Genomic DNA, 20,852 nt, shown 5'->3' on the forward strand with positions numbered 1-20,852 from the left:
AGGGAATATGAACCGCTTTGTCGAATCCCTCCGCCAGCTCTTCGGCGCCGAGCCGCGACGGCCGGGCCGCGAGGACCTGAAGCCCGAAGTCGTGCGCATCTATGACGAGAAGCGCCAGCACAAGCTGACGAAAGAGGAGCTCGAGGCCAACGTCGCCGCCCATGAGCAAAGCGCCAAGCGGCACAAGTGGCGCAACCGGCGCTGGGCCGTGCTGATCGCCGTGAACCTGCTCTTCGTGCTGTCCTTCCAGCTCGACGTGCAGCTCGTTGAAGGCTCGCTCACCGCCTCGCGTGTGCTCGGCTTCCACATGGCCGACCTGAACGCGGCGCTGCAGATCATGCTGGCCTACAAGCACGTGGTGCTGAACCTGCTCATCGGCACGGCCACGGTGTTCCTGCTCTGGCTGCTTCTCGGCGGGCGTTCTTTCTGCTCCTGGGTCTGCCCCTATCACTTCGTCGCCGAGCTCACCGAGAAAATCCACCTGAAGCTCGTGGACAAGAAGCTCATCAAGGGCCGCAGCTTTCACCGGGGCGTGCGCACGGTGTTCTACGTGATCTTCGCGCTGCTCGCTCTCGCCACGGGTTACACGGTGTTCGAGACGATTTCGCCCACGGGTATTCTCAGCCGGGCCATCATCTACGGGCCGACGCTGGCCCTGCTCTGGGTGTTCTTCCTGCTGCTGTTCGAGATCTTCGTGTCCCGGCGTGCCTGGTGTCGCTACGTCTGCCCCATCGGCCTCACCTACGGCATCGTCGGCAGCGTGTCGCCGGTGCGGGTGAGCTACAACATGGTCAACTGCAAGCACGAGGGCGACTGCCGCAAGGTATGCCTGGTGCCGCACGTGCTCGATGTGACGATCCGCAACCGGTCCACGGACATCGACGTGCCCCTGGGACCCGACTGCACCCGCTGCGGCCTGTGCGTGGATGTCTGCCCGACCAACTCCCTCAACTTTGAATTCGCCGGATCGAAGAAACTTGACTGAAACGACCCCGATGATCGCCGTCCGGCAGCTTCGCAAGCGGCTGGGCCGGCGCGCCGTGCTGCAGGGCCTGGACGTCGAGGTGGCGCGCGGTGAGCGCGTGGCGCTGATCGGCTCCAACGGTGCCGGCAAGACGACGCTCATCCGCTGCCTCCTCGGTGAGTATCACTACAGCGGCAGCGTGGCCGTGGCCGGCTGCGACCCGCAGCGCGAGCGCACGGCGGTGCTCGGCCGCATCGGCTTCGTGCCGCAGCTGCCGCCGCCCCTGCGCATGCCGGTAGAGCAGCTGGTGCGCTACGTCGCGGCGGTGAGCGGTGCCGACCCGCAACGCATCAAGGCCGTCGCGGGTCGTCTCGGCTTCGAGCCGGACCGCTTCCGCCACCAGCCCTTCGTCCGGCTGTCCGGCGGGCAGAAGCAGAAGCTCCTCATTGCCGCGGCGCTGGGCCGGGACGTTGACCTGCTGGTCATGGACGAGCCCGCCGCGAACCTCGACCCGGAGGCCCGGGCCGTGTTCTTCGACTTGCTCGCCGCTCGCCAGGATGACGCGGCCATGCTTATCTCCAGCCACCGCCTCGACGAGGTCGCGGCGCTGGTGAACCGCGTCCTGGAACTGGACCAGGGTAGGGTGGTGCTCGACGACCGGGTGGCCGACGATGTGGACCTCGGCGTCCGCCTCGCCTGCGAGCTGAGCCTCGCCCGCCCCGAGGCCGCCTTCGCCAACGCACTGGCTCCCTGGGGCTTTCGCGACAGGGGCGATGGCCTGCGCTGGCAGGGCACCATCGCCGGCGCCGACCGGCTGCGTTTCCTCGGGGTGCTCTCGCGCTATGCCGGCCTGCTCGAACACGTGGAACTGGGGCGGCAAAGCGACAGCGACGCCACGACGGCCCGCCCGGGGAGCGCGATAAAGGGAGCGACCTCATGAAAGCCCTGTGCAACCTGCGGCGTACTGCGGCCGCACTGCTGGCTCTGCTTTTCCTCGCCGCCTGCAGTGGCGATCCGGGCACCGGGCCCGTCGAGGTGACCTGGGACCGGGACCCGTGCACGCGCTGCGGCATGGTGCTCTCGGACCGCGGCCATGCGGCGCAGGTGCGCATCCTCGGTGCCGGCGGTCGCGACGCGGTCGAGCTGTTCGACGACCTCGGCTGCGCCGTGGTCTGGCTTGATAAGGAGGGTCTTGCGGATGACGCGATCGAACTGTGGGTCGCGGACCATCGCGCCGGCGGCTGGCTCGATGCCTTCAATGCTCACTACGTGCTCGGCAACCCCACGCCCATGCAGTACGGCGTGAGCGCCCAGGCGTCGGCCGGTGCGGACACTATCGACTTCGAGGCCGCGCGCGAGCATATCCGCCGCGTGGAGCGCGAGACCAACATCCACGGCGGCAATCTCGACAATGCCCGCGGCCAGGACAGCACCGACGGCCAGAACAGCACCCCTGCACACCATCATCACGGCGCCATGGGCGGGACCAGCGCCGGGGAGGACGACGCCGGATGAGAATGCTGGCCCTCACTGCCTGGACGGACATCCTCGAGTCCCTGCGTGCACGCTGGTTTGTCGTCTACACGCTGGTCTTCGGCGGGCTGGTGGTGCTCCTGTTCGTGCTCGGTCTCACCGAGTCACGGGTCATGGGCTTCACCGGCCTGTCGCGGCTCATGCTGACCTACATCCAGCTGTCCATGGCGATCCTGCCGATCTTTGTCCTGATCACCACCGTGCGCTCCCTCGCCGGTGACCGCGAGGCCGGCGTCTTCGAGTACCTGTTGTCTTTCCCGGTGCCGCTGGCGGCCTGGTACTGGGGCAAGCTGCTCGGCCGCTTCGTGGTCGTGTTCACGCCGGTGTTCCTCGCCATGGTTCTCGCCATCGCCTGGGGGGCACTGCGCGGGGCCGCCATTCCGTGGGACTTGTTTGCCTACTACACGGGCCTGCTCGTGGCGCTCGCCTGGTGCTTCCTCGGTATCGGCATCCTGATTTCCTCCCTGGCCCGTTCCGTGGACGTTGCCCAGGGCGCGGCCTTCCTGGTCTGGCTGCTCCTGTTGCTGTTTCTCGACCTCATCCTTCTCGGTGTGCTCATCCAGGAGCAGCTGCCGCCGGAGCAGGCCGTGGCCATCGCCCTGGTGAACCCCATGCAGGTGTTCCGCACCGGCACCATGCTGCTCTTCGACCCGCAGCTGGTGATGCTGGGGCCGGCCGCCTACCTTATCCTCGATACCTTCGGCCGCGTCGGCTACATGGTCTTTGCCCTCGCCTACCCGGTGGCCTTCGGCACGCTGGCGGCCCTCATCGGTTACCGCGTCTTCCGGCGGGGGGACCTGGTATGAGGGGGCTGGTTTTCCTGCTGCTTTTCGCCGCCGGTGCCATCCAGGCGCAGGACCTCGAAGCACAGCGCCAGGCCGTTTCCGAGCTGGGCCTGCTAAACGGCCAGGCGCTCGCCTGCCGCTATCTCGATGAGGTGCGGCGCATGAAGGAGGCAGTGATCGCCCATGCGCCGCAAGAGCGGGTCTTCGGCGCCGATTTCGACGAGGCCACCAACGACGGTTTCCTGCGCTTCCGCCGCGAGGGCAGCGCGTGCCCGGCGCCGGCGGTCTTTGCCGGCCGGGTGGATGCGCGGATCGAGGCGCTGGCCGCCAGCTTCACGGGGGAGGGTTAGGCAGTGGCAATGGTGCGAAGCCTGCGGCGCCCGGCGGCGGTGGTTGTGCTGATCCTGGCGGTTGCGTTGCCGGCGCTGGCCGCCGACGCGCCGCGGGTCGTAGTCAGCGGTCGGCCCATGCACGCTATCGCCGCCGGGTTGCTTGCCGGCGTTGCCGAGCCCGAGCTGCTGTTCCCGGCCGGCGGCGATCCGCGCACCCGCGAGCCATCCGCCGCCGACCGTGAGGCACTCGCCGCAGCGGACCTCGTCGCCTGGGCCGGTCCCGAACTGGAGCCGGCACTGGCGCCGGCGATTGCGGCGCTTGATGGCGAGGTACCGGTCTACGAGGCCCTGGCCAGCGATCGCCTCAAGGTCCTGCCGGACCGCCGCGACGAGACCCGCCGCGACCCGTTCTTCTGGCTCGACAGCCGCAACATGCTCCTGCTCCTCGACGAGTTCGGCCGCCGCCTGGTCGAGCTTGACCCGGCCCACCGGGCCAGCTACGAGCGCAACTGGCGCGAGCTCGCCGACGCCCTCGGCGACCTCGACCGTTCCCTCGAGTTCGACTACCGTGCCGTGAGCGGTACTCCGATGTTCTTTTACCACGACACGCACCAGTACTTTGCCCAGGCCTATGCCATGAATGTCGCCGGCACCTTTACCGGCTACGCCAGCGATGCCGGCGCCGGGGAGGCGCTCCTGTCGCTGCGCCGGGCGCTTGCTGACGCGGACAAGCCCTGCCTGTTCACGGACCGCGCCCTGCCGGCGGCCAATCTCGAACTCCTTGTCAGTGGCCTCGACGTGCGCGTGGTGTCCCTGGATGTCTTTGGCCAGGGCCTCGAGGCCGGCCCCGGTCTGTACAGAACACTCATGAGGGACAACTTCGCGGCGCTGGCAGGGTGCACCAGCGGCAGCGATACCGCGGCGGCCCCGGCGATGGACTTCCCGCCCGAACCCGAGGTGGATCGCTTCCCGCCGCGGGTGCTGCCGCGCTACATGCTCTCGGACCAGTACGGACGCACGATCACCAACCAGGATTTCCCGGGCAGGCTGCAGCTGGTGTTCTTCGGCTTCACGTCCTGTCCGGATGTGTGCCCCACCACGCTGTCAGTCATGACCCGGGCGATGGAGCTGCTCGGTGATCTCGCCGACGACGTGCAGCCGATCTTCATTTCCGTGGATCCGGCGCGGGACACGCCGCAACAGATGAAGGAATACCTGGGTTTCTTTCATCCGCGGATCATGGGTCTTCGCGGCAGCGTTGAGGCCACGAAACGCACCGTCGAGCTGTTCCGCGCCCAGTACCGCTTTGTGCCCACCGCCGATGGCGAGGACTATACCGTCGATCATACCGGCAGCCTCTATCTGCTGGGCACGAACGGCGAGTTCATCACCAAGCTTGCCTACGGCATGACGGCGGTGGAGGTCGCGGACCGGTTGCGCGGCTACCTGACCGGCGATACCGACCTGGAAACCCTGCCGCTTCGCGGCGGCGGCGAGAGCCTGCCCCGGCGCTTCGACCCTGCCGGTTGAGCGCCGCCCGGGCCCTCCGCCTCAGAAGCGGTACTCGTAGCGCGCCCAGAGCACCCGGCCCGGCTCGTTCACCCGGATTGCCTCCGGGTTGAAGGGATCGCGGTTGCTCCGGTTCAGGTGCTCGGCGTAGCGGCGGTCGAAGAGGTTATCGACCCCCGCGCGCAGGTCGCCGAAGGCGCCGAGGCTCATGCTCGCGTAGAGGTCGAGGACGGCCCAGTCCGGCGTCTCCCCGGCATCGAGGCCGCTGTTGACCATGGGGTTGGCTTCCACCCGGTCCTGCTCCGCGGCCCAGCGCAGGCTGGCGCCGGCGCGCCAGCGGCTGGCGTCGTAGTCGAGGTTCACGCTGCCGTTGAGGGGCGGCGTCTGGGCAATGTCCCGGTCCTCGCTGGTGTTCTCGGCGCGCACCCAGGCGAGGCTCGCGGAGGCTTCCCAGCCGCCGCCCACGCGCCAGGTCCAGCTGCCTTCCACACCGTAGAGCGTGGCATCGACGTTGCGGTACACCGTGGCGTTGTCATCCTGGAGCACATCGCCCTGGCCGTGGGCGCGGTCGCGGAGGATGTAGTCGCTCACGTCGTCGTAGTAGACGACACCGTCCAGCCGGTGGTCGCCGGCCTGGAAAACCAGGCCGGCATCGGCCTGGCGGTGTGTCTCGGGCTCGAGGCCCGGGTTGCCGACCCAGCGCATCATCGGCATGCCGTTGGCGGCGGCCAGGAAGCGCTCGGAGGCGTCGGCAGTGCGGACGGTCTGGCTGAGCCCGGCGAAGCCGGTCCAGCGATCGCCCAGGCGCTGCTCGAAGCGCAGCAGCCCGCCCCAGTTGTTCTCGTTGATCTCGTCGTCGTGGGTGACGCCGTAGTACTGCCCGTAGAGGGCATTGGGACCTCCCAGCATGGGCGACGGCGGGTCGGCGTCGGCGGCGTCGGCTTCGGCGCTGACACGGTCATAGCGAAGGCCGGCCTTGAGGCTGCGGTCGCTGCCCAGGGCCCAGCGCACCTCCGCGAACGCACCGGCCTGTTCGAGGCTGGCGTCCGGCCACAGGTAGCTCTGCACCATCTGCACGTTGTCGGTCGTCGGGCCCATGAAGCGGGTCGCGCTGCGCTCGTTTCGCTGGTAGTCGACGCCCACGGTCCACTCGACGTCGCTGCCGGTGGTGAATTCGCCGACGATGCGCGCACCGGTCGTGTCGGAGCGGGACGGGACACGCAGCGCCATGGGCATGGTGAGCGGCCGGCTGCTGTAGTTGTCCATCAGATGCTCGACGTCGGTGCGGTAGAGCTCCACGGACAGCGCGTCGAGACCGGCGAGATCGTACGCGCGGTAGCGCAGGCGAACCTGGTCGCTGGTGTCTTCCGGCGCGTCCATGCCGGCACCCGGGAACAGCGCGTCCGTGGTCTCGGTGCGCTCGAGCGCGAGCTCCAGCCGGTCCTGGTCGCGCAGGCGCAGACCGCCGGCGAGGTAGATCGAGTCCTCGGCATAGGCGGAGCGCACTTCGTCACCGCCACCGTCCTCGTAGTTGTCCGCGGAGCGGTCCTCGATGTTCAGGCGCAGGTAGCCGGGCTGGCCAGACCAGGCGAGCTCCGCGGCAATGTCGCGCTCCAGCCCGTTGCTGGTCGTGCCCGCGCGCAGGCCGCCGCTCAGGCCGTCCTTGCCCGGTTCGTTCTCGCGCTCGAAAAGCAGCGTGCCGCCGCTGCCGCCGCCGCCGTAGCGCAGCGTCTGCACGCCCTTGAGCACGACGATGCGTTCATAGGTGTTTACCGAGGCGAAGGAGGTCGGCGGATCCATGCGGTTCGGGCAGCCGCCGTGCAGGTAGGCGCCGTCGAGGAGCACGTTGATGCGCGACTGGCTCTGGCCGCGCAGCGTGGGCTCCAGGCCGCGGCCGCCGAAGCGGCCGAGGCTGAGGCCATTCACGGAGCGCAGCAGCTCGGCGCCGTCGGCGGCCGGCGCGCCGTTTTCCTGGTCGAGGTCGAGCACATCCTGGCCCAGCGGCGCCTCGCGGACGCCGATCACGATGATGTTGGGGAGGTCATCGCCGGGGCTCTTGTCGGCGCCGAGGGCGGTGCTGGCACAGAGGGCGCTGACGGAGAGAATGGCAGCGAGGCTGCTCGCAATGACCTTGCGGCTGGACGGAGGGGTTGGTTGCATGGCTGAACGACTTCTGCACGGGTTGGGGAAACCAAACAAGTATATAGATACCTTGAATCCTCGCCGTGCGGCATAGTGTCGCAGGAGGGCGACATTGCCCGGGCCAGGGGCCTGTCATGAAGCCTTCACGATAGCTTCACTGCTTCGTCACGCTGCGTTCATCTTGCACTGCCAACTTCGTGCGGTCAGTAAACGCGATCCTGCGCGGACGCAAGCAAAGGGGAAAGTGCAATGATGAGACGCAAGCCTTTTATCGCCGCCCTGGGTGGCGCCATGCTGGCCCTGGCCCTGGCCGGTTGTGAGGGGGATGACGGCAGCGACGGCGCCCCGGGCGCGGCCGGTGCCCCGGGCGCCGATGGGGCTCCCGGCGCCGATGGTACGGATGCCAATGCGGCTCTCGCGCTGACTTTCCTCGGTCGAACGGCGCCGCTGGGCTCCTTTGACGAGTCCGCGGCCGAAATCGTCGCCTACCACCCGGCGTCCGTGCGCGCTTTCGTCGTCAACGCGGAAGCCGGCAAGGTCGATATCGTCGACCTGCAGGACCCGGCGTCGCCGGTAGCGGTCGACCAGCTCGACGTTGCCGCTGACGTGGAGGCCGCGGAAGGCCTGCCCGAGGGCTCCATGGGCGCCGTCAACAGCGTCGATATCAGCGGCGACACGCTCGCCGTCGCTCTTGCGGCCGATGTGTCCCAGGAGAACGGCTACCTGGCCTTCTACTCCACGGCGGGCACCTTCCTGAGCGCTGTCGAAGCCGGCGCTCTCCCCGACAAGGTCGGTTTCTCTCCGGATGGCCGTTATGCCGTATCGGCCAACGAGGGCGAACCCAGCAGCGACTACAGCGTCGACCCCGAGGGCAGTTTGACGATCGTCGACCTCTCCGCTGGCTTTGACAGCCCCGTTGCCACCACCGCCGATTTCAAGGCCTTCAACGCCGGTGGCAGCAAGACGCTCAGCGGCCCCGTTCGCGTCTCCGCCAAGGCGGCCTCCGTGGCCCAGGACCTGGAGCCCGAGTTCGTCGCCTTCTCGGCCGATAGCAGCACGGTCTTCGCCACGCTGCAGGAGAATAACGCGGTCGCGATTGCCGACCTTGCGAGCGGGGAAATCTCCACGGTGCTAGGTATCGGCTTCAAGGACTACAGCCTGCCCGGCAACGAGCTCGATGCAAGCAACCGCGACGGCGGCGTCAACATCCGCAACTGGAGCGTTTTCGGCACCTACATGCCCGACGGCTTCGACAGCTACGAAGTGGCCGGTACGACCTACCTCGTCACTGCCAACGAGGGGGACGGCCGGGAGTACCTCACGGATGCCGCCGACGAGGACGACTGCGCGGCGCAGGGCGGTTTCCTCTTCGATGACGGCGACTGCTTCCACTACCTGGACGAGATCCGCATCAAGGACCTCGACGCATCCCAGTTCAGCGATGATCTGAAAGCGCGCCTCGGCCCCGACTTCCAGGAAGACGAAAACCTGGGTCGCCTCAAGGTCATCACGGACCTCGGGCTCGAGGATCCGGCGGCCTGTTCGACGCTCGCCAGCAGCGGCCAGCCGCTGACCTTCCCCGACGAGGCGCCGGTCGCCGGCTGCGTTTACGAGAATCTCTACTCCTACGGCGCGCGCTCCTTCACCATCTGGGATACCAGCACGGGCCGCCCGGTGTTCGACAGCGGCAGCGACTTTGAAGTGATTACCGCGCAGCAGCTGGGTGCGGCGAACTTCAACGCGAGCAACGACGACGACGAGGGTGACGACCGCTCCGACGACAAGGGTCCGGAGCCCGAGGCGGTGGAAATCGCCGAGATCAATGGCAACGTGTACGCCTTCATCGCCCTTGAGCGTGTGGGCGGCGTCATGGTGTACAACATCACCAATCCGCAGAACGCCAGCTTCGTGCAGTACGTCAACAGCCGCGCCTTCTCCGGTGACGCGGAGGCAGACGCCGTCGCGGGGAGCTCCGACCTCGGGCCGGAAGACATCAAGTTCGTCCCGGCAGGCGACAGCCCCACGGGCGAACCGCTGCTGCTGGTCAGCCACGAGGTGTCTGGCACGCTCGCCGTTTACCGCGTCAGCCTGCTGTAAGCGCCGCCACGCCGGTCCACGAGGGCCCGCCGGAGCCGCCGGCGGGCCCTTTTTCGTTGCGCGCCGGCCGTGGCGGCCCCCCCGGCTCAGGCGCTATGCTGGCGGCTTGCCTATAGAGAGTGACCGTCCATGATCATCGTCCGTCCCGTCCGCGAGGACGATCTCGACAGCCTTTACGACCTCGCCCGGGAGGCCTACCCGGGCATGACCACCCTGCCGCCGGACCGGGACGCGCTCGCCGCGAAGATCGCCCTGTCCAGTGCGAGCGTGGCGAAGGCCGTGGAAAAGCCGGGGAACGAAGTTTACATGCTGGTCATGGAGGACACCGCGACCGGCGCGGTGGTGGGCACCGCCAGCGTGATCGCCAGCCTGGGCGAGGTGGAGCCCTTCTATTCCTACAAGCTGAACAAGGTCACCCACAAGTCCCGGGTCCTCGACAAGAAGGTCACGGTGGCCACCCTCAACCTCTCCAACCACTTCGAAGGCTTCGCCGAGGTCGCCACCCTGTTCCTGTCACCGGCCTATCGAAAGGACGGCAACGGCAAGCTGCTCGCCCGCAGCCGCTACCTGCTCATGGCCGCGCACCGCCGGCGCTTCCCGAAGGAGGTCATGGCGGACCTGCGCGGCCACTACGAGGACGGCGGCCGCTCGCCGTTCTGGGAGGCCGTGGGCCGCCATTTCTTCGAGATGGATTTCGCCGAGGCGGACGTCTTCGGCGCCCTGCACGGCAACCAGTTCATCGCCGAGCTCATGCCGACGCAGCCGGTCTACGTGAACCTGCTTCCCGCCGACGCGCAGGCGGTGATCGGGCGGGTGAACAGCGCCGGCGAACCGGCGCTCAAGCTGCTGGAGCGCGAGGGCTTCCGCTGGCAGGGCCATGTCGACATCTTCGACGCGGCACCGAGCGTGGACGCGGAGATCGACAAGCTCGCCACGGTGGCCGCCACCTGCCGCGGGACCCTGGCGGGGCCGTTGGAAGACGACACGGCGGCGCTGCCCATGCTGGTTGCCGCGGGGTCCATCGACCGTTTCACGGCCTGCCTGGTGCCCGCCGCGGAGTCGGCCGGCGGGCTGCGGCTGCCGGCCGAAGCCATCGACGCGCTGCCCGTCGGGCCGGGCGATGAACTCTGGTACACGGAACTCTGAACATGGCAAAGGAACAGGACGGCGCCGGGCCGGCGGTGGAAGCTAACTTCGACGGCATCGTCGGCAACACGCATAATTATGCCGGGCTTTCCCCGGGCAACCTCGCGTCGGCGAAGCACGCACAGAAGCCCTCCCACCCGCGGGCCGCGGCACGCCAGGGGCTGGCGAAGATGAAGCGCCTGCACGACCTGGGCCTGGTGCAGGGCTTCCTGCCGCCGCACGAACGGCCGCACCTGCCGACGCTGCACGCCTTCGGTTTCAGCGGCAGGCCGGCGGATGTGCTGGCCCGGGCCGCGAAGGAGGCCCCGGCGCTGCTCGCCATCGCCTGCTCCGCCTCGCCCATGTGGGCGGCGAACGCGGCGACCGTCTCGCCGAGTGCCGATACCGTCGACGGGCGCGTCCACTTCACGCCGGCGAACCTGGCCAGCATGGCGCACCGCGCCCTTGAGCCGGCATTCACCGGGCGGGCCCTGCGCGCGATCTTCGCCGATGAAGCGCATTTCGCGCACCATCCGCCGGTGCCGGCCGGCAGCCGCTTCGGTGACGAGGGCGCGGCGAATTACGGGCGCCTGTGCAGCGCGCACGGTGACGCGGGGGCCGCGCTGTTCGTCTACGGGCGCGCGGGGGGCGATGATGAAGGGCCGGCCCGGCACCCGGCGCGGCAGGTCCTGGAGGCCTCGGCCGCCGTCGCGCGGGCCCACGGCCTCGACCCGGCGCGGGTGGTGTTCGCCCGGCAGAACCCGGTGGCCATCGATGCGGGCGCTTTCCACAACGACGTGGTCTCCGTGGCCAACCGTCACGTGCTGTTCAGTCACGAACAGGCGCTGGCGGAGCCAGCGGCCATCGCCGACGTGCTGCGCGCCGTGGTGCCCGCCTTCGAGGTGGTCACGGTGCCGGCGGCGCAGGTGTCCCTCGAGGACGCGGTAAGCAGCTACCTGTTCAATTCACAGCTCGTCGACATCCCGGGCCGCGAGGGCATGACCCTCGTGCTCCCCGAGGAGAGCCGGGAAAACCCGCGGGTACTGGCGGCGCTCGAGGCGGTGCGCGACGGCGACAATCCCATTAACCACCTGGCGTTCGTGGATGTGCGCCAGAGCATGGACAACGGCGGCGGCCCCGCCTGCCTGCGGCTGCGGGTGGTGCTCACGCCGGCGGAGCGCGCCGCCGTGAACCCGGCCTTTCTCCTCGATGAAGCGCGCTACGAGGCCCTCTGCGCCTGGGTGGACAGGCACTACCGGGAGACGCTGACCCCGGCCGACCTGGCCGATCCCGCGCTTCTCGACGAGACCTACGTGGCGCTTGATGAGCTCACGGCGCTGCTCGGCACGGGGCCGCTCTACGACTTCCAGCGCGGCTGAGCTCAGCCGTCGCGGGCGAGGCGTGCAAGGGCGCCACGGTCGAGCAGCCGGATTGCGCCGCGACGGCCCTGGACCAGGCCATCGTCCGCGAAGCGCGCCAGCTGGCGGCTCACCACGGCGCGGCCGGACGCCGTCTCTGCGGCGAGCTGTTCGTGGGTGGCCTGCACGCTTTCACGACTGCCGGCGAGGCGCAGCAGTGCCCGGGCGAGGCGCGCGGGAAAGCCGGTGAGCGCAACATCTTCCACGAGCCGCTCGAAGTCCGCGAAGCGCTGGGCGACGGCGCCGAACACGCGGGCGCGGAAGGTTTCATCCGCAGCGATAGCGCGGTGGAAGTCGGCGCTGGGTATGATCTCGGCGAGCAGGTCGGTCTCGGCCACGCCGCGCGCCGAGTAGTCCCGGCCCTCGACCAGGCAGGAAAAGGTCTGCAGGCAGACCTCGCCGGGCGCCACCCGGTAGAGGACGACCTCCCGGCCGTTGGCCGCGGTGAGGGACACGCGCAGGGAGCCCGCGTGCAGCAGCACGAAACCGCGGCAGGGGTCGCCGGCACGGAAGAGTACCGTACCGGCGGGGATGGTCCGGGGCGCGCCGCTCACGGCCGCCCCTCGCCGGGGCTATTGTTGCCGCGGAGCGGGGCAGGTGCGGATGCCGAGGAGGCTGTAGGCCGGGCAGATGCCGACCAGGCCGGTGACCAGCGGTACAAGACCCAGCCAGCCCCAGGGTGTCTGCGGGCCGACGAAGGCCAGGGAGAGAATGCCGAGGCCGGCGATAACCCGCACGGCGCGGTCGAGGGTGCCTTCATTGCGTTGCATGCTGTTCTCCTTTCGGTAGTAGCCGGTAGGGAGGCAGCATGGCCCGGGGCAGTGCCGGTCGTCGGTGATAAAGTCACCGTGCGACCGGTGCGTTCAGTCTGCCGCACTGTCTGCCCCCAGGAAGTCCCGGAGCAGGCGCTGGAACGCAGCGGCGTGCTCGATTTGCGTCCAGTGCCCGCAGCGGCCGAAGACGTGCAGCTGTGCGTCGTCTATCCAGTGCAGCAGGGTCAGCGAGGTCTGCAGGGGAATGACCCGGTCGTCGCGGCCGTGGATGAGCAGCGTCGGCTGCCGGATGCCGCGCACCGCTGCCTCGTCGTGCGCCATGGCGTCGACCCAGCGCTGCCTCGGCGCCGGGAACATGCGTGCATAGGCTTCCTGCACCCCGGGCCGTGTGCTCGCCGCATGGCGGAGCTCCACCAGCTCATCCGTGATGCGCGACTGGTCCCAGGCGAAGATACCCATGAGTTCGCGCATGCCATCAAGGGAGGGCGTGTAGCCCCAGACGGCGTCGAGCCCCGGTGTCAGCTCGAAGGGCACGCCCACGCTGCCCATGAGCACGAGGCGGCGCACCCGCTCCGGGTGTTCGATGGCCAGGGCCAGGGCCATGGACCCGCCGAAGGAATTGCCGACGACGTCGACCTGGTCCAGCCCGAGGGCGTCGAGCAAGCCGACCAGCTGTGCCAGCCAGGCCTCGCGGCTGAAGACGTAATCCGCCGCTACCGTGCTGTAGCCGAAGCCGGCGAAATCCGGCGCCAGCAGGCGGAACGGCGGCGCCAGCCCCTCGAGCACCAGCCGCCAGTTCGCCCAGGCGGAAACGCCGGGCCCGGAGCCGTGGAGCAGGAGCACGGGCTCACCCGTTCCGCAGTCGTGGTAGTTGGTCTCGACGTCGCCGATGGTGATCCGGCGGCCGATCTCCGGGTTGTCTGTGCTCATGGTCCGTGTCCTCTGGTCCCCGGGGCGGTCTATGTTGTACCACGGGCCGCGGCCGGACCCGAAGCGGCTTGAACCGCCCGGGGCGCTGTGGTCCTATCAGGTGGCTCGCAGTGAGCGGCAGGATAACGAGAGGCTCCCGATGATGAGCTCGCGCCCGTGAACGACGACGGCCCCCGGCTGCCCGAGATGCACGACATCTGGAACCTGCTGCGCTTCGAGGCGCAGGAGGGGCGCATCTGGCTGGACGAGGAGCGCGTCGTCCTGCTCCGCTCCAGCGAGCTCCGGGGTCTGCGCCGGGAACTGATTGACGCCCTCGGCATGCAGCGCGCCAAGGGTCTGCTCACGCGCATGGGCTACATCTCGGGGAAGATGGACGCCGAGCGCGCGCGCCGCCTGCGCCCGGAGGCCTCGCTCTTCGATGTCTTCTCCGTCGGGCCGCAGTCGCACATGGTGACCGGCCAGGTGAAGGTGATCCCGAAGAAGCTGGACTGGAACGAGGAAGAGAACTACTTCCACGCCATCTTCGACTGGGAGAACTCCTTCGAGGCGGAGATTTTTCTCAGCGAGTTCGGCTCGGGTTTCGAGCCCGTGTGCTGGGCGCAGATCGGCTATGCCAGCGGTTTTACCACCCAGTTCATGGGGCGGCAGATCTACTTCAAGGAAACCTGCTGTACCGCCTGCGGTCACGAGACCTGCCGCATCGAGGGCCGCCTCGTCGAGGATTGGGAGGATGCCGAGGACGCCTTCCGGCACTACCAGCCCGACCGGATCGCCGACCAGCTCTTCGAGCTGCAGGAACAGATGGCGGAACTGCGTTCCCGTGTCGATGCGGAAGAGCACTTCGGCCAGCTGGTGGGCTCATCACCCCGCTTCCTCGAAGTCCGCGACCTGCTCTCCCGGGCGGCGCGGAGCAAGGTCACGGTCCTGCTCCTCGGCGAGACCGGGGTCGGCAAGGACATGTTTGCCCGGGCCCTGCACGAGGCCAGCGACCGGGCGGACAAGCCTTTCGTCGCCATCAACTGCGCGGCCATCCCGCGGGACCTGATCGAGGCGGAGCTCTTCGGGGTGGAGCGGGGCGCGTTTACCGGGGCCGAGAAAACGCGCCCCGGCCGCTTCGAGCGCGCACACGCGGGGACCCTGTTTCTCGACGAAGTCGGAGAGCTGTCGCTGCACGCCCAGGCGGCCCTGCTCCGCGTGCTGCAGGAGGGGGAACTCGAGCGGGTCGGCGGGTCCGAGGTGCGGCAGGTGGACGTGCGGCTCATCGCGGCCACCAACGAGGACCTGGACCAGGCGGTCCGCGAGGGGCGTTTCCGCCAGGACCTGCTCTACCGCCTCAACGTCTACTCGGCCACGGTGCCGCCCCTGCGCGAGCGCATCGAGGATCTGCCCGACCTCATCAGCCACTTCCTCGACAAGTACGGGACGCTGCACGGCAAGAGCGGCCTGTCGGTCACGGACCGGGCCATGGCCCTGCTGCGCGAGTACGACTGGCCCGGAAACATCCGCGAACTGGCGAACATGATCGAGCGCGGGGTGATCCTCTCGGACCCCGGCGGACAGATCGAGGCCGCCCATCTCTTTCCCGGCATGAGCGCCGGCCGGGATGACGGGGCGCCGCCGGCGGGGGAGCGGGCACTGCCTGAACTCGCCGCGAGCGCGATCGAGGCCGGGCATTCCCTCGAAGCCGTGGAGTGGGAAATCATCGACGCGGCGCTGGCGCGCGCCGGCCACAAGGTCAGCGGCGCGGCGCGGCTTCTGGGCCTGACGCGGGCGCAGCTGGATTACCGCCTGAAGAAGCGCAGGGATGCGGAAGATTCATCAAATCATGAAGTCGGGAGATGAAAAGTTCACGATATGGTGAACAAGTGGGTCGCCCCGGCACACCCCGTTGCACCCCCAGAATTTATAACTAACTAAACAATCTCGATTTTTCTCTTTGTTGGCATGCCCCCTGCACCCAGGGGGATGACAATGTCATAGCTAACAAAGTGATAACCATGGCAACGTTGAAAGCCGTCGGCGCCACGCCGGCGACCGACAGTTTCGAGCGCCTCACCCGCTACGTCCGCGTCCGCGGCGAGACGGCGAGCGGCTTCATCGAGTTCGACTTCGCCATCGGCGACCCCTCCCTGTACGTCGAACTGGTGCTACCCCGGGGCGCCTTCGACATCTTCTGTGAGCGCAACGACGTCGTTTTCATGTCCGACGAGGAGGCCGCGGCCGTGGACGCGGACATGGAGAAGTGGCGTTACGGCGACCTCCGCGGAGCCGCCGACGACTAGCGCCCCGGGGCTTTACGAATTCCATAACGAGCAGGTGTCCCATGACCATTGAAATCAAGACTTCGACGATCCAGCCGGTCCGCAATACCTTCGCACACATCGAGCGGCGCTTCGGCGACAAGCCGGCTTCCCGCTACCAGGAGGCCAGCTACGACCTCGCCCCGACGACCAACTTCCACTACCGGCCGCTGTGGGACCCGGAGCGCCGGCTCAACGACCCCGCCCGCACGGCGATCGTCATGGAAGACTGGTACGCCTTTCGCGACCCCCGCCAGTACTACTACGGTAGCTACGTGCAGGCGCGGGCGAAGCTGCAGGAGATCACCGAGAGCAACTACGCGTTCTTCACCCGCCGCGACCTCGCCAGCCGCCTGCCGGAGGCCGCACGGGAGAAGGTGGTCCGTTGCCTGCTGCCGCTCCGGCACCTGGAGATGGGCGCGAACATGAACAACGTCTTCGGGTCCGCCTACGGTATCGGCACGGTGCTCACCCAGGCCTTTCTGTACAACGGCATGGACCGGCTCGGTATCGCCCAGTACCTCTCCCGCGTCGGCCTCATCCTCGACGGCAACAGCGGCGATACGCTGAAGACTGCCAAGACCCACTGGATGGAGGATCCCCTCTGGCAGGATCTGCGCCGTTACGTCGAGGACATGCTCGCCCAGAAGGACTGGTTCGAGGTCTTTGTCGCCCAGGACGTCGTGCTCGACACGCTGGTCTACGACATCTTCTACCGCCAGTTCGACGAGGCCATGACCGAGGCCGGTGCCGGCGACCTCGCGATGCTCATCGAGTTCATGCAGGAGTGGCACAAGGAGACCTCGCGCTGGGTGGACACGGTGGTCAAGACCGCTGCTGCTGAATCCGACAGCAACCGCGAACAGATCGCGGCCTGGGTCGCCGACTGGAAGCAGCAGGCCCTCGCGGCCCTCGGTCCGCTGGCGGAAGAAGCCGTCGGTCCCGACGCCATCAACGCGAGCGCGGAAGTGCTCAACAAGCGCCTGGCCAAGGCCGGCCTCTAAGGGAGTAAAGACGATGTCGAAAGTCTACATGGCACTGCAGGACAACGAAGAAGCCCACTACCTCGTCGAGGCGCTCGAAGAGGACAACCCGGACGCCACGATTGACTATCAGCCGGCGATGATACGCATCGAGAACGAGGGCCAGCTCGTGCTCAAGCGCGAGACCGTCGAGGAAAAGATGGGCCGGGACTGGGACCTGCAGTCCCTGCACGTGAACCTCGTCACCATCGGCGGCAATGTCGATGAGACGGACGACGAATTCACCCTGAGCTGGAACTGACAGATAACACGGAGCGACTGACATGGCCGCAAGAAAACTCAATCTCAAGGAGCGCTACAGCCTGCTGACGCGGGACCTGGACTGGGAGTACAGCTACCGCGACAAGAAGGAGATCTTCCCCTACGAAGAGTTCGAGGGCATCAAGATCACGGACTGGAGCAAGTGGGAGGACCCCTTCCGCCTGACCATGGACGCCTACTGGAAGTACCAGGCCGAGAAAGAAAAGAAGCTCTACGCCATTTTCGACGCCTTCGCCCAGAACAACGGCCAGCAGAACGTGACCGACGCGCGCTACGTCAACGCGATCAAGGTCTTCCTGACCGGCGTCTCCCCGCTGGAATACCAGGCCTACTCGGGCTATGCCCACGTCGGCCGCCAGTTCAGCGGCGTCGGCGCGCGCACGGCCTGCCAGATGCAGTCCATCGATGAACTGCGCCATGTGCAGACGCAGGTTCACGCGATGAGCCATTACAACAAGTTCTTCGATGGCTTCCAGGACTTCCCGCACATGCACGACCGGGTCTGGTACCTCTCCGTGCCGAAGTCCTTCTTCGACGACGCCCGCAGCGCCGGGCCCTTCGAGTTCATGGTGGCGATCAGCTTCTCCTTCGAGTACGTGCTCACCAACCTGCTCTTCGTGCCCTTCATGTCCGGTGCGGCCTACAACGGCGACATGGCGACGGTCACCTTCGGCTTCTCGGCCCAGTCCGACGAAGCCCGGCACATGACCCTGGGCCTCGAGGTCATCAAGTTCCTCCTCGAGCAGCATCCGGACAACGTGCCCATCGTGCAGCGCTGGATCGACAAGTGGTTCTGGCGCGGCACCCGGTTGCTCGCCATCGTCGCCATGATGATGGACTACATGCTGCCGAACCGCGTGATGTCCTGGAAGGAAGCGTGGGAAGTGTACTTCGAGGAGGCCGGCGGCGCCCTGTTCAAGGACCTGGCCCGCTATGGCATCGAGATGCCGAAGTACGCGGCCACGGCGATTGCCGAGAAGGACCACATCTCGCACCAGACCTGGAGCATCTTCTACAACTACGGTCATGCCGCCGCGTTTCACACCTGGATGCCCGGCGATAAGGAACTGGACTGGCTGTCGGAGAAGTACCCGGACACCTTCGACAAGTTCTATCGTCCCCGCTTCGAGCACTGGCGCGAGAAGGAGCAGGCCGGTGAGCGGTTCTACAACCCGACGCTGCCCATGCTCTGCAACACCTGCCAGATCCCCATGGGATTCACGGAGATGGACGACCCGACGCTCATCGCTTACCGGCAGTCCGTCTACAAGGGCGAGCGTTACAACTTCTGCTCCGACGGCTGCAAGGACATCTTCGACCACGAGCCGGAGAAGTACGTGCAATCCTGGCTGCCGGTACACCAGATCTACCAGGGCAACTGCGGCGGTGCGGACATCGAGACGGTGCTCAGCGACTACTACCGCATCAACATGGGCAAGGACAACCTGGACTTCCACGGCTCCCCCGACGAGGCCCGCTGGAACGAATGGCACAACCTCCAGTCGGCGGAAGAGCGCCTGAAGAAGGCCGGTTGAAGAACGAGGGAGAAATACCATGGCAGTAGCAGCAATCACGCCAGACTACACGGGCGAACGGCTGGACCGGGTAGAGAACTTTCACGGCAATATCATCGTGTACGTGGGCTGGGACCGGCACCTGATGTTCTGTTCACCGGTGGCGTTCGCGACGCCGCCGGACACGACCTTCGGCAAGCTCGTGGACGAGCTTGTTACCGGCGCGTTCTCGCAGCACCCGGACTTCGGGAAGATCGACTGGGAGCAGGTGTCCTGGCTGTTGAACGGCGAGGTCTTCACACCGGATCGCGAGGCGACCCTCGAAGCGCAGGGCGTCGACCACAAGTCCATCATCCGACTGCAGACACCCGGCCTCGAAGGCATCGCCGGGTCGCACAGCTGATGGGCGTGGAGCAGCGAGCGGGGGTAGTTCGCCATGTATGAAGTCACCATCGAACCGACGGGTGACGTGGTCGAGGTCGACGAGGGGCAGTCTCTGCTGGACGCCAGCCTGCGTCAGGGTGTGTGGCTGCCGTTCGCCTGTGGCCACGGCACCTGCGGCACCTGCAAGGTCCAGGTGCTGGAGGGCGATTGCGATCCCGGCGACGCCTCGCCCTTCGCGCTCATGGACGTGGAGCGGGAAGAGGGCAAGGTGCTCGCCTGCTGCGCCCTGCCGGAGAGTGACCTGGTCATCGAGGCGGATATCGACGTCGACCCGGACTTCCTCGGCTACCCGGTGGAGGACTATGAGGCGACGGTGGAGTCCATCACGGACCTCTCGCCCACCATCAAGGGCATCCGCCTGCGCCTGGACCGGCCCATGGCCTTCCAGGCCGGGCAGTACATCAACCTGCAACTCCCCGGCGTGGAGGGCGCGCGTGCTTTCTCCATCGCCAACAGGCCGTCGGACAACGAGGTGGTGGAGCTGCACGTCCGTCATGTCCCGGGCGGTGCGGCCACGAGCTACATCCACGAGCAGCTCGCGGAAGGCCAGGTGGTCCCGCTGTCCGGTCCCTACGGGCAGTTCTTCGTGCGCAAGTCGGCCAGCGAAAACCTGATCTTCATCGCCGGCGGCTCCGGCCTGTCCAGCCCGCAGTCGATGGTGCTGGATCTGCTGGAGCACGGCGACAGCCGCAAGATCACCCTGTTCCAGGGCGCCCGCAATCTCGCCGAGCTCTACAACCGTGACCTGTTCGAGCAGCTGGCCGCCGAGCACGACAACTTCACCTATGTGCCGGCGCTCGATGCCCCGGAGGACCCGGCCAGCTGGGAGGGTTTCACCGGCTATGTGCACGAAGCCGCGATCGCGCATTTCGACGGCCAGTTTGGCGGTCACAAGGCCTATCTCTGTGGCCCGCCGCCGATGATCGATGCGGCGATCACGGCGCTCATGCGCGGCCGGCTCTTCGAGCGCGACATCTACATGGAGCGCTTCCTGACGGCGGCGGACGGTGCCGAGGGCGGCACCCGCAGCGCGCTGTTCAAGCGGATCTAGGCGATGCCCGGCGCCCACCGGATCACGCTTGCGCCCGAGGGCCTGGCCTTTTCCTGCGGCGCCGAAGAGAACCTCCTGCAGGCACTGCAGCGCGTCGGCGTTGCCCCGGCGCTGCTGGCGGCCATTCCCGTCGGCTGCCGCGGCGGCGGCTGCGGCGTCTGCCGGATCCACGTGCGCGCCGGGCAGTACCGCACCGGGCGCATGAGCCGCAAGCACATCAGCGAGGCAGACGAGGCGAGCGGCACGGTCCTCGCCTGCCGCGTCTTTCCACAGAGTGATCTCGAGGTCGAGGTGGACCTGTCTGCCGCAAACCCGATCACCCGCTCACCCACCATAGGCAAACAACAAAGGGGGTAATCCCATGCAGAAGGGCGTCATGCGTCCGGGGCACGTGCAGATCCGCGTGCTGGACATGGAAGCGGCGGTAGTCCACTACCGCGACCGGCTCGGCCTGATCCACACGCACACGGACAGCCAGGGCCGCAACTACTTCAAGGGCTGGACGGAGATCGATGCCTTCTCGGTGGTGCTGCGCGAGGCCGACGAGCCGGGCATGGACTTCATGGGCTTCAAGGTGCTGGACGCGGCCACGCTGGCGGCGCGCCGGCAGGACCTCATCGATTACGGCTGC

At 67.5% G+C, this 20,852-nt stretch carries 22 protein-coding genes; 18 read left to right on the plus strand and 4 right to left on the minus strand.

The genetic code is table 11. From position 1 onward, the window contains the following. Positions 1-7: 7 nt before the first annotated feature. Genes ACX93N_RS08465 through ACX93N_RS08490 form a run of 6 tightly spaced genes read left to right on the plus strand, consistent with a single transcriptional unit; the run spans position 8 to position 5,144 of the window. The gene (locus tag ACX93N_RS08465; protein WP_459427972.1) at positions 8-985 is read left to right on the plus strand and encodes a NapH/MauN family ferredoxin-type protein; all 978 of its coding nucleotides are present in this window, start codon (positions 8-10) and stop codon (positions 983-985) included. Beyond that, entirely contained in the window at positions 978-1,904 is a 927-nt protein-coding gene (locus ACX93N_RS08470; protein ID WP_459427973.1) for an ABC transporter ATP-binding protein, read from the plus strand. The genes ACX93N_RS08465 and ACX93N_RS08470 overlap by 8 nt, the downstream gene beginning before the upstream one ends. Continuing rightward, on the plus strand, positions 1,901-2,479 hold the full coding sequence (locus ACX93N_RS08475) for a hypothetical protein (protein ID WP_459427974.1): 579 nt from the start codon (positions 1,901-1,903) through the stop codon (positions 2,477-2,479). The genes ACX93N_RS08470 and ACX93N_RS08475 overlap by 4 nt, the downstream gene beginning before the upstream one ends. After that, a complete protein-coding gene (locus ACX93N_RS08480; protein WP_459427975.1) occupies positions 2,476-3,303 on the plus strand; it encodes an ABC transporter permease in 828 nt (275 codons plus the stop codon). The genes ACX93N_RS08475 and ACX93N_RS08480 overlap by 4 nt, the downstream gene beginning before the upstream one ends. After that, a complete protein-coding gene (locus tag ACX93N_RS08485) occupies positions 3,300-3,632 on the plus strand; it encodes a hypothetical protein (RefSeq protein WP_459427976.1) in 333 nt (110 codons plus the stop codon). Before ACX93N_RS08480 ends, ACX93N_RS08485 begins: the two co-directional genes overlap by 4 nt. Positions 3,633-3,641: 9 nt before the next feature. Continuing rightward, positions 3,642-5,144, plus strand: a complete 1,503-nt coding sequence (locus tag ACX93N_RS08490) for a metal ABC transporter solute-binding protein, Zn/Mn family (protein ID WP_459427977.1) — start codon at positions 3,642-3,644, stop codon at positions 5,142-5,144. A gap of 21 nt (positions 5,145-5,165) precedes the next feature. Here ACX93N_RS08490 and ACX93N_RS08495 read toward each other — a convergent pair whose 3' ends face one another. Then, positions 5,166-7,283, minus strand: a complete 2,118-nt coding sequence (locus tag ACX93N_RS08495) for a TonB-dependent copper receptor (protein WP_459427978.1) — start codon at positions 7,281-7,283, stop codon at positions 5,166-5,168. A 231-nt stretch (positions 7,284-7,514) separates the two neighbouring features. Between ACX93N_RS08495 and ACX93N_RS08500 the strand changes: the two genes are divergently transcribed. From ACX93N_RS08500 to astB, 3 genes are all read left to right on the plus strand, one after another. Next, a complete protein-coding gene (locus ACX93N_RS08500; protein WP_459427979.1) occupies positions 7,515-9,362 on the plus strand; it encodes a choice-of-anchor I family protein in 1,848 nt (615 codons plus the stop codon). A 129-nt stretch (positions 9,363-9,491) separates the two neighbouring features. Beyond that, positions 9,492-10,508 (plus strand): arginine N-succinyltransferase, encoded by a 1,017-nt coding sequence (locus ACX93N_RS08505; RefSeq protein WP_459427980.1) that lies wholly within the window; start codon positions 9,492-9,494, stop codon positions 10,506-10,508. Between the two features lie 2 nt (positions 10,509-10,510). Continuing rightward, positions 10,511-11,866, plus strand: coding sequence for an N-succinylarginine dihydrolase (gene astB / locus ACX93N_RS08510; RefSeq protein WP_459427981.1), 1,356 nt, complete (start codon positions 10,511-10,513; stop codon positions 11,864-11,866). Between the two features lie 2 nt (positions 11,867-11,868). On the opposite strand, the gene ACX93N_RS08515 is transcribed toward astB, so the two are convergent. The 3 genes from ACX93N_RS08515 to ACX93N_RS08525 form a co-directional block, all read right to left on the minus strand. After that, complete coding sequence (locus ACX93N_RS08515; protein WP_459427982.1) at positions 11,869-12,459, minus strand: Crp/Fnr family transcriptional regulator; 591 nt, start codon at positions 12,457-12,459, stop codon at positions 11,869-11,871. An 18-nt stretch (positions 12,460-12,477) separates the two neighbouring features. Continuing rightward, entirely contained in the window at positions 12,478-12,675 is a 198-nt protein-coding gene (locus ACX93N_RS08520) for a YgaP family membrane protein (RefSeq protein WP_459427983.1), read from the minus strand. Between the two features lie 93 nt (positions 12,676-12,768). After that, complete coding sequence (locus ACX93N_RS08525; RefSeq protein ID WP_459427984.1) at positions 12,769-13,608, minus strand: alpha/beta fold hydrolase; 840 nt, start codon at positions 13,606-13,608, stop codon at positions 12,769-12,771. Between the two features lie 156 nt (positions 13,609-13,764). Between ACX93N_RS08525 and ACX93N_RS08530 the strand changes: the two genes are divergently transcribed. The 9 genes from ACX93N_RS08530 to ACX93N_RS08570 all read left to right on the plus strand — a co-directional run. Further along, the gene (locus ACX93N_RS08530) at positions 13,765-15,450 is read left to right on the plus strand and encodes a sigma 54-interacting transcriptional regulator (RefSeq protein WP_459427985.1); all 1,686 of its coding nucleotides are present in this window, start codon (positions 13,765-13,767) and stop codon (positions 15,448-15,450) included. 155 nt (positions 15,451-15,605) lie between these two features. Further along, on the plus strand, positions 15,606-15,890 hold the full coding sequence (locus tag ACX93N_RS08535) for a phenol hydroxylase subunit (RefSeq protein ID WP_459427986.1): 285 nt from the start codon (positions 15,606-15,608) through the stop codon (positions 15,888-15,890). A 41-nt stretch (positions 15,891-15,931) separates the two neighbouring features. Then, positions 15,932-16,912, plus strand: coding sequence for an aromatic/alkene monooxygenase hydroxylase subunit beta (locus tag ACX93N_RS08540; RefSeq protein ID WP_459427987.1), 981 nt, complete (start codon positions 15,932-15,934; stop codon positions 16,910-16,912). A 13-nt stretch (positions 16,913-16,925) separates the two neighbouring features. Then, on the plus strand, positions 16,926-17,192 hold the full coding sequence (locus tag ACX93N_RS08545) for an MmoB/DmpM family protein (RefSeq protein WP_459427988.1): 267 nt from the start codon (positions 16,926-16,928) through the stop codon (positions 17,190-17,192). A 22-nt stretch (positions 17,193-17,214) separates the two neighbouring features. After that, positions 17,215-18,747 carry an aromatic/alkene/methane monooxygenase hydroxylase/oxygenase subunit alpha gene (locus tag ACX93N_RS08550; protein ID WP_459427989.1) on the plus strand — a complete coding sequence of 511 codons (1,533 nt, stop codon included), beginning with the start codon at positions 17,215-17,217 and terminating at the stop codon, positions 18,745-18,747. Positions 18,748-18,766: 19 nt separating this feature from the next. Next, entirely contained in the window at positions 18,767-19,129 is a 363-nt protein-coding gene (locus tag ACX93N_RS08555; protein ID WP_459427990.1) for a phenol hydroxylase subunit P4, read from the plus strand. Between the two features lie 33 nt (positions 19,130-19,162). Next, positions 19,163-20,221 (plus strand): 2Fe-2S iron-sulfur cluster-binding protein, encoded by a 1,059-nt coding sequence (locus ACX93N_RS08560; protein WP_459427991.1) that lies wholly within the window; start codon positions 19,163-19,165, stop codon positions 20,219-20,221. Between the two features lie 3 nt (positions 20,222-20,224). After that, positions 20,225-20,578 carry a 2Fe-2S iron-sulfur cluster-binding protein gene (locus tag ACX93N_RS08565; RefSeq protein ID WP_459427992.1) on the plus strand — a complete coding sequence of 118 codons (354 nt, stop codon included), beginning with the start codon at positions 20,225-20,227 and terminating at the stop codon, positions 20,576-20,578. Positions 20,579-20,582: 4 nt separating this feature from the next. Then, positions 20,583-20,852 (plus strand): VOC family protein (locus ACX93N_RS08570; RefSeq protein ID WP_459427993.1); only part of this gene is annotated, 270 nt, incomplete at its 3' end.

Source organism: Pseudohaliea sp. (assembly GCF_054552115.1).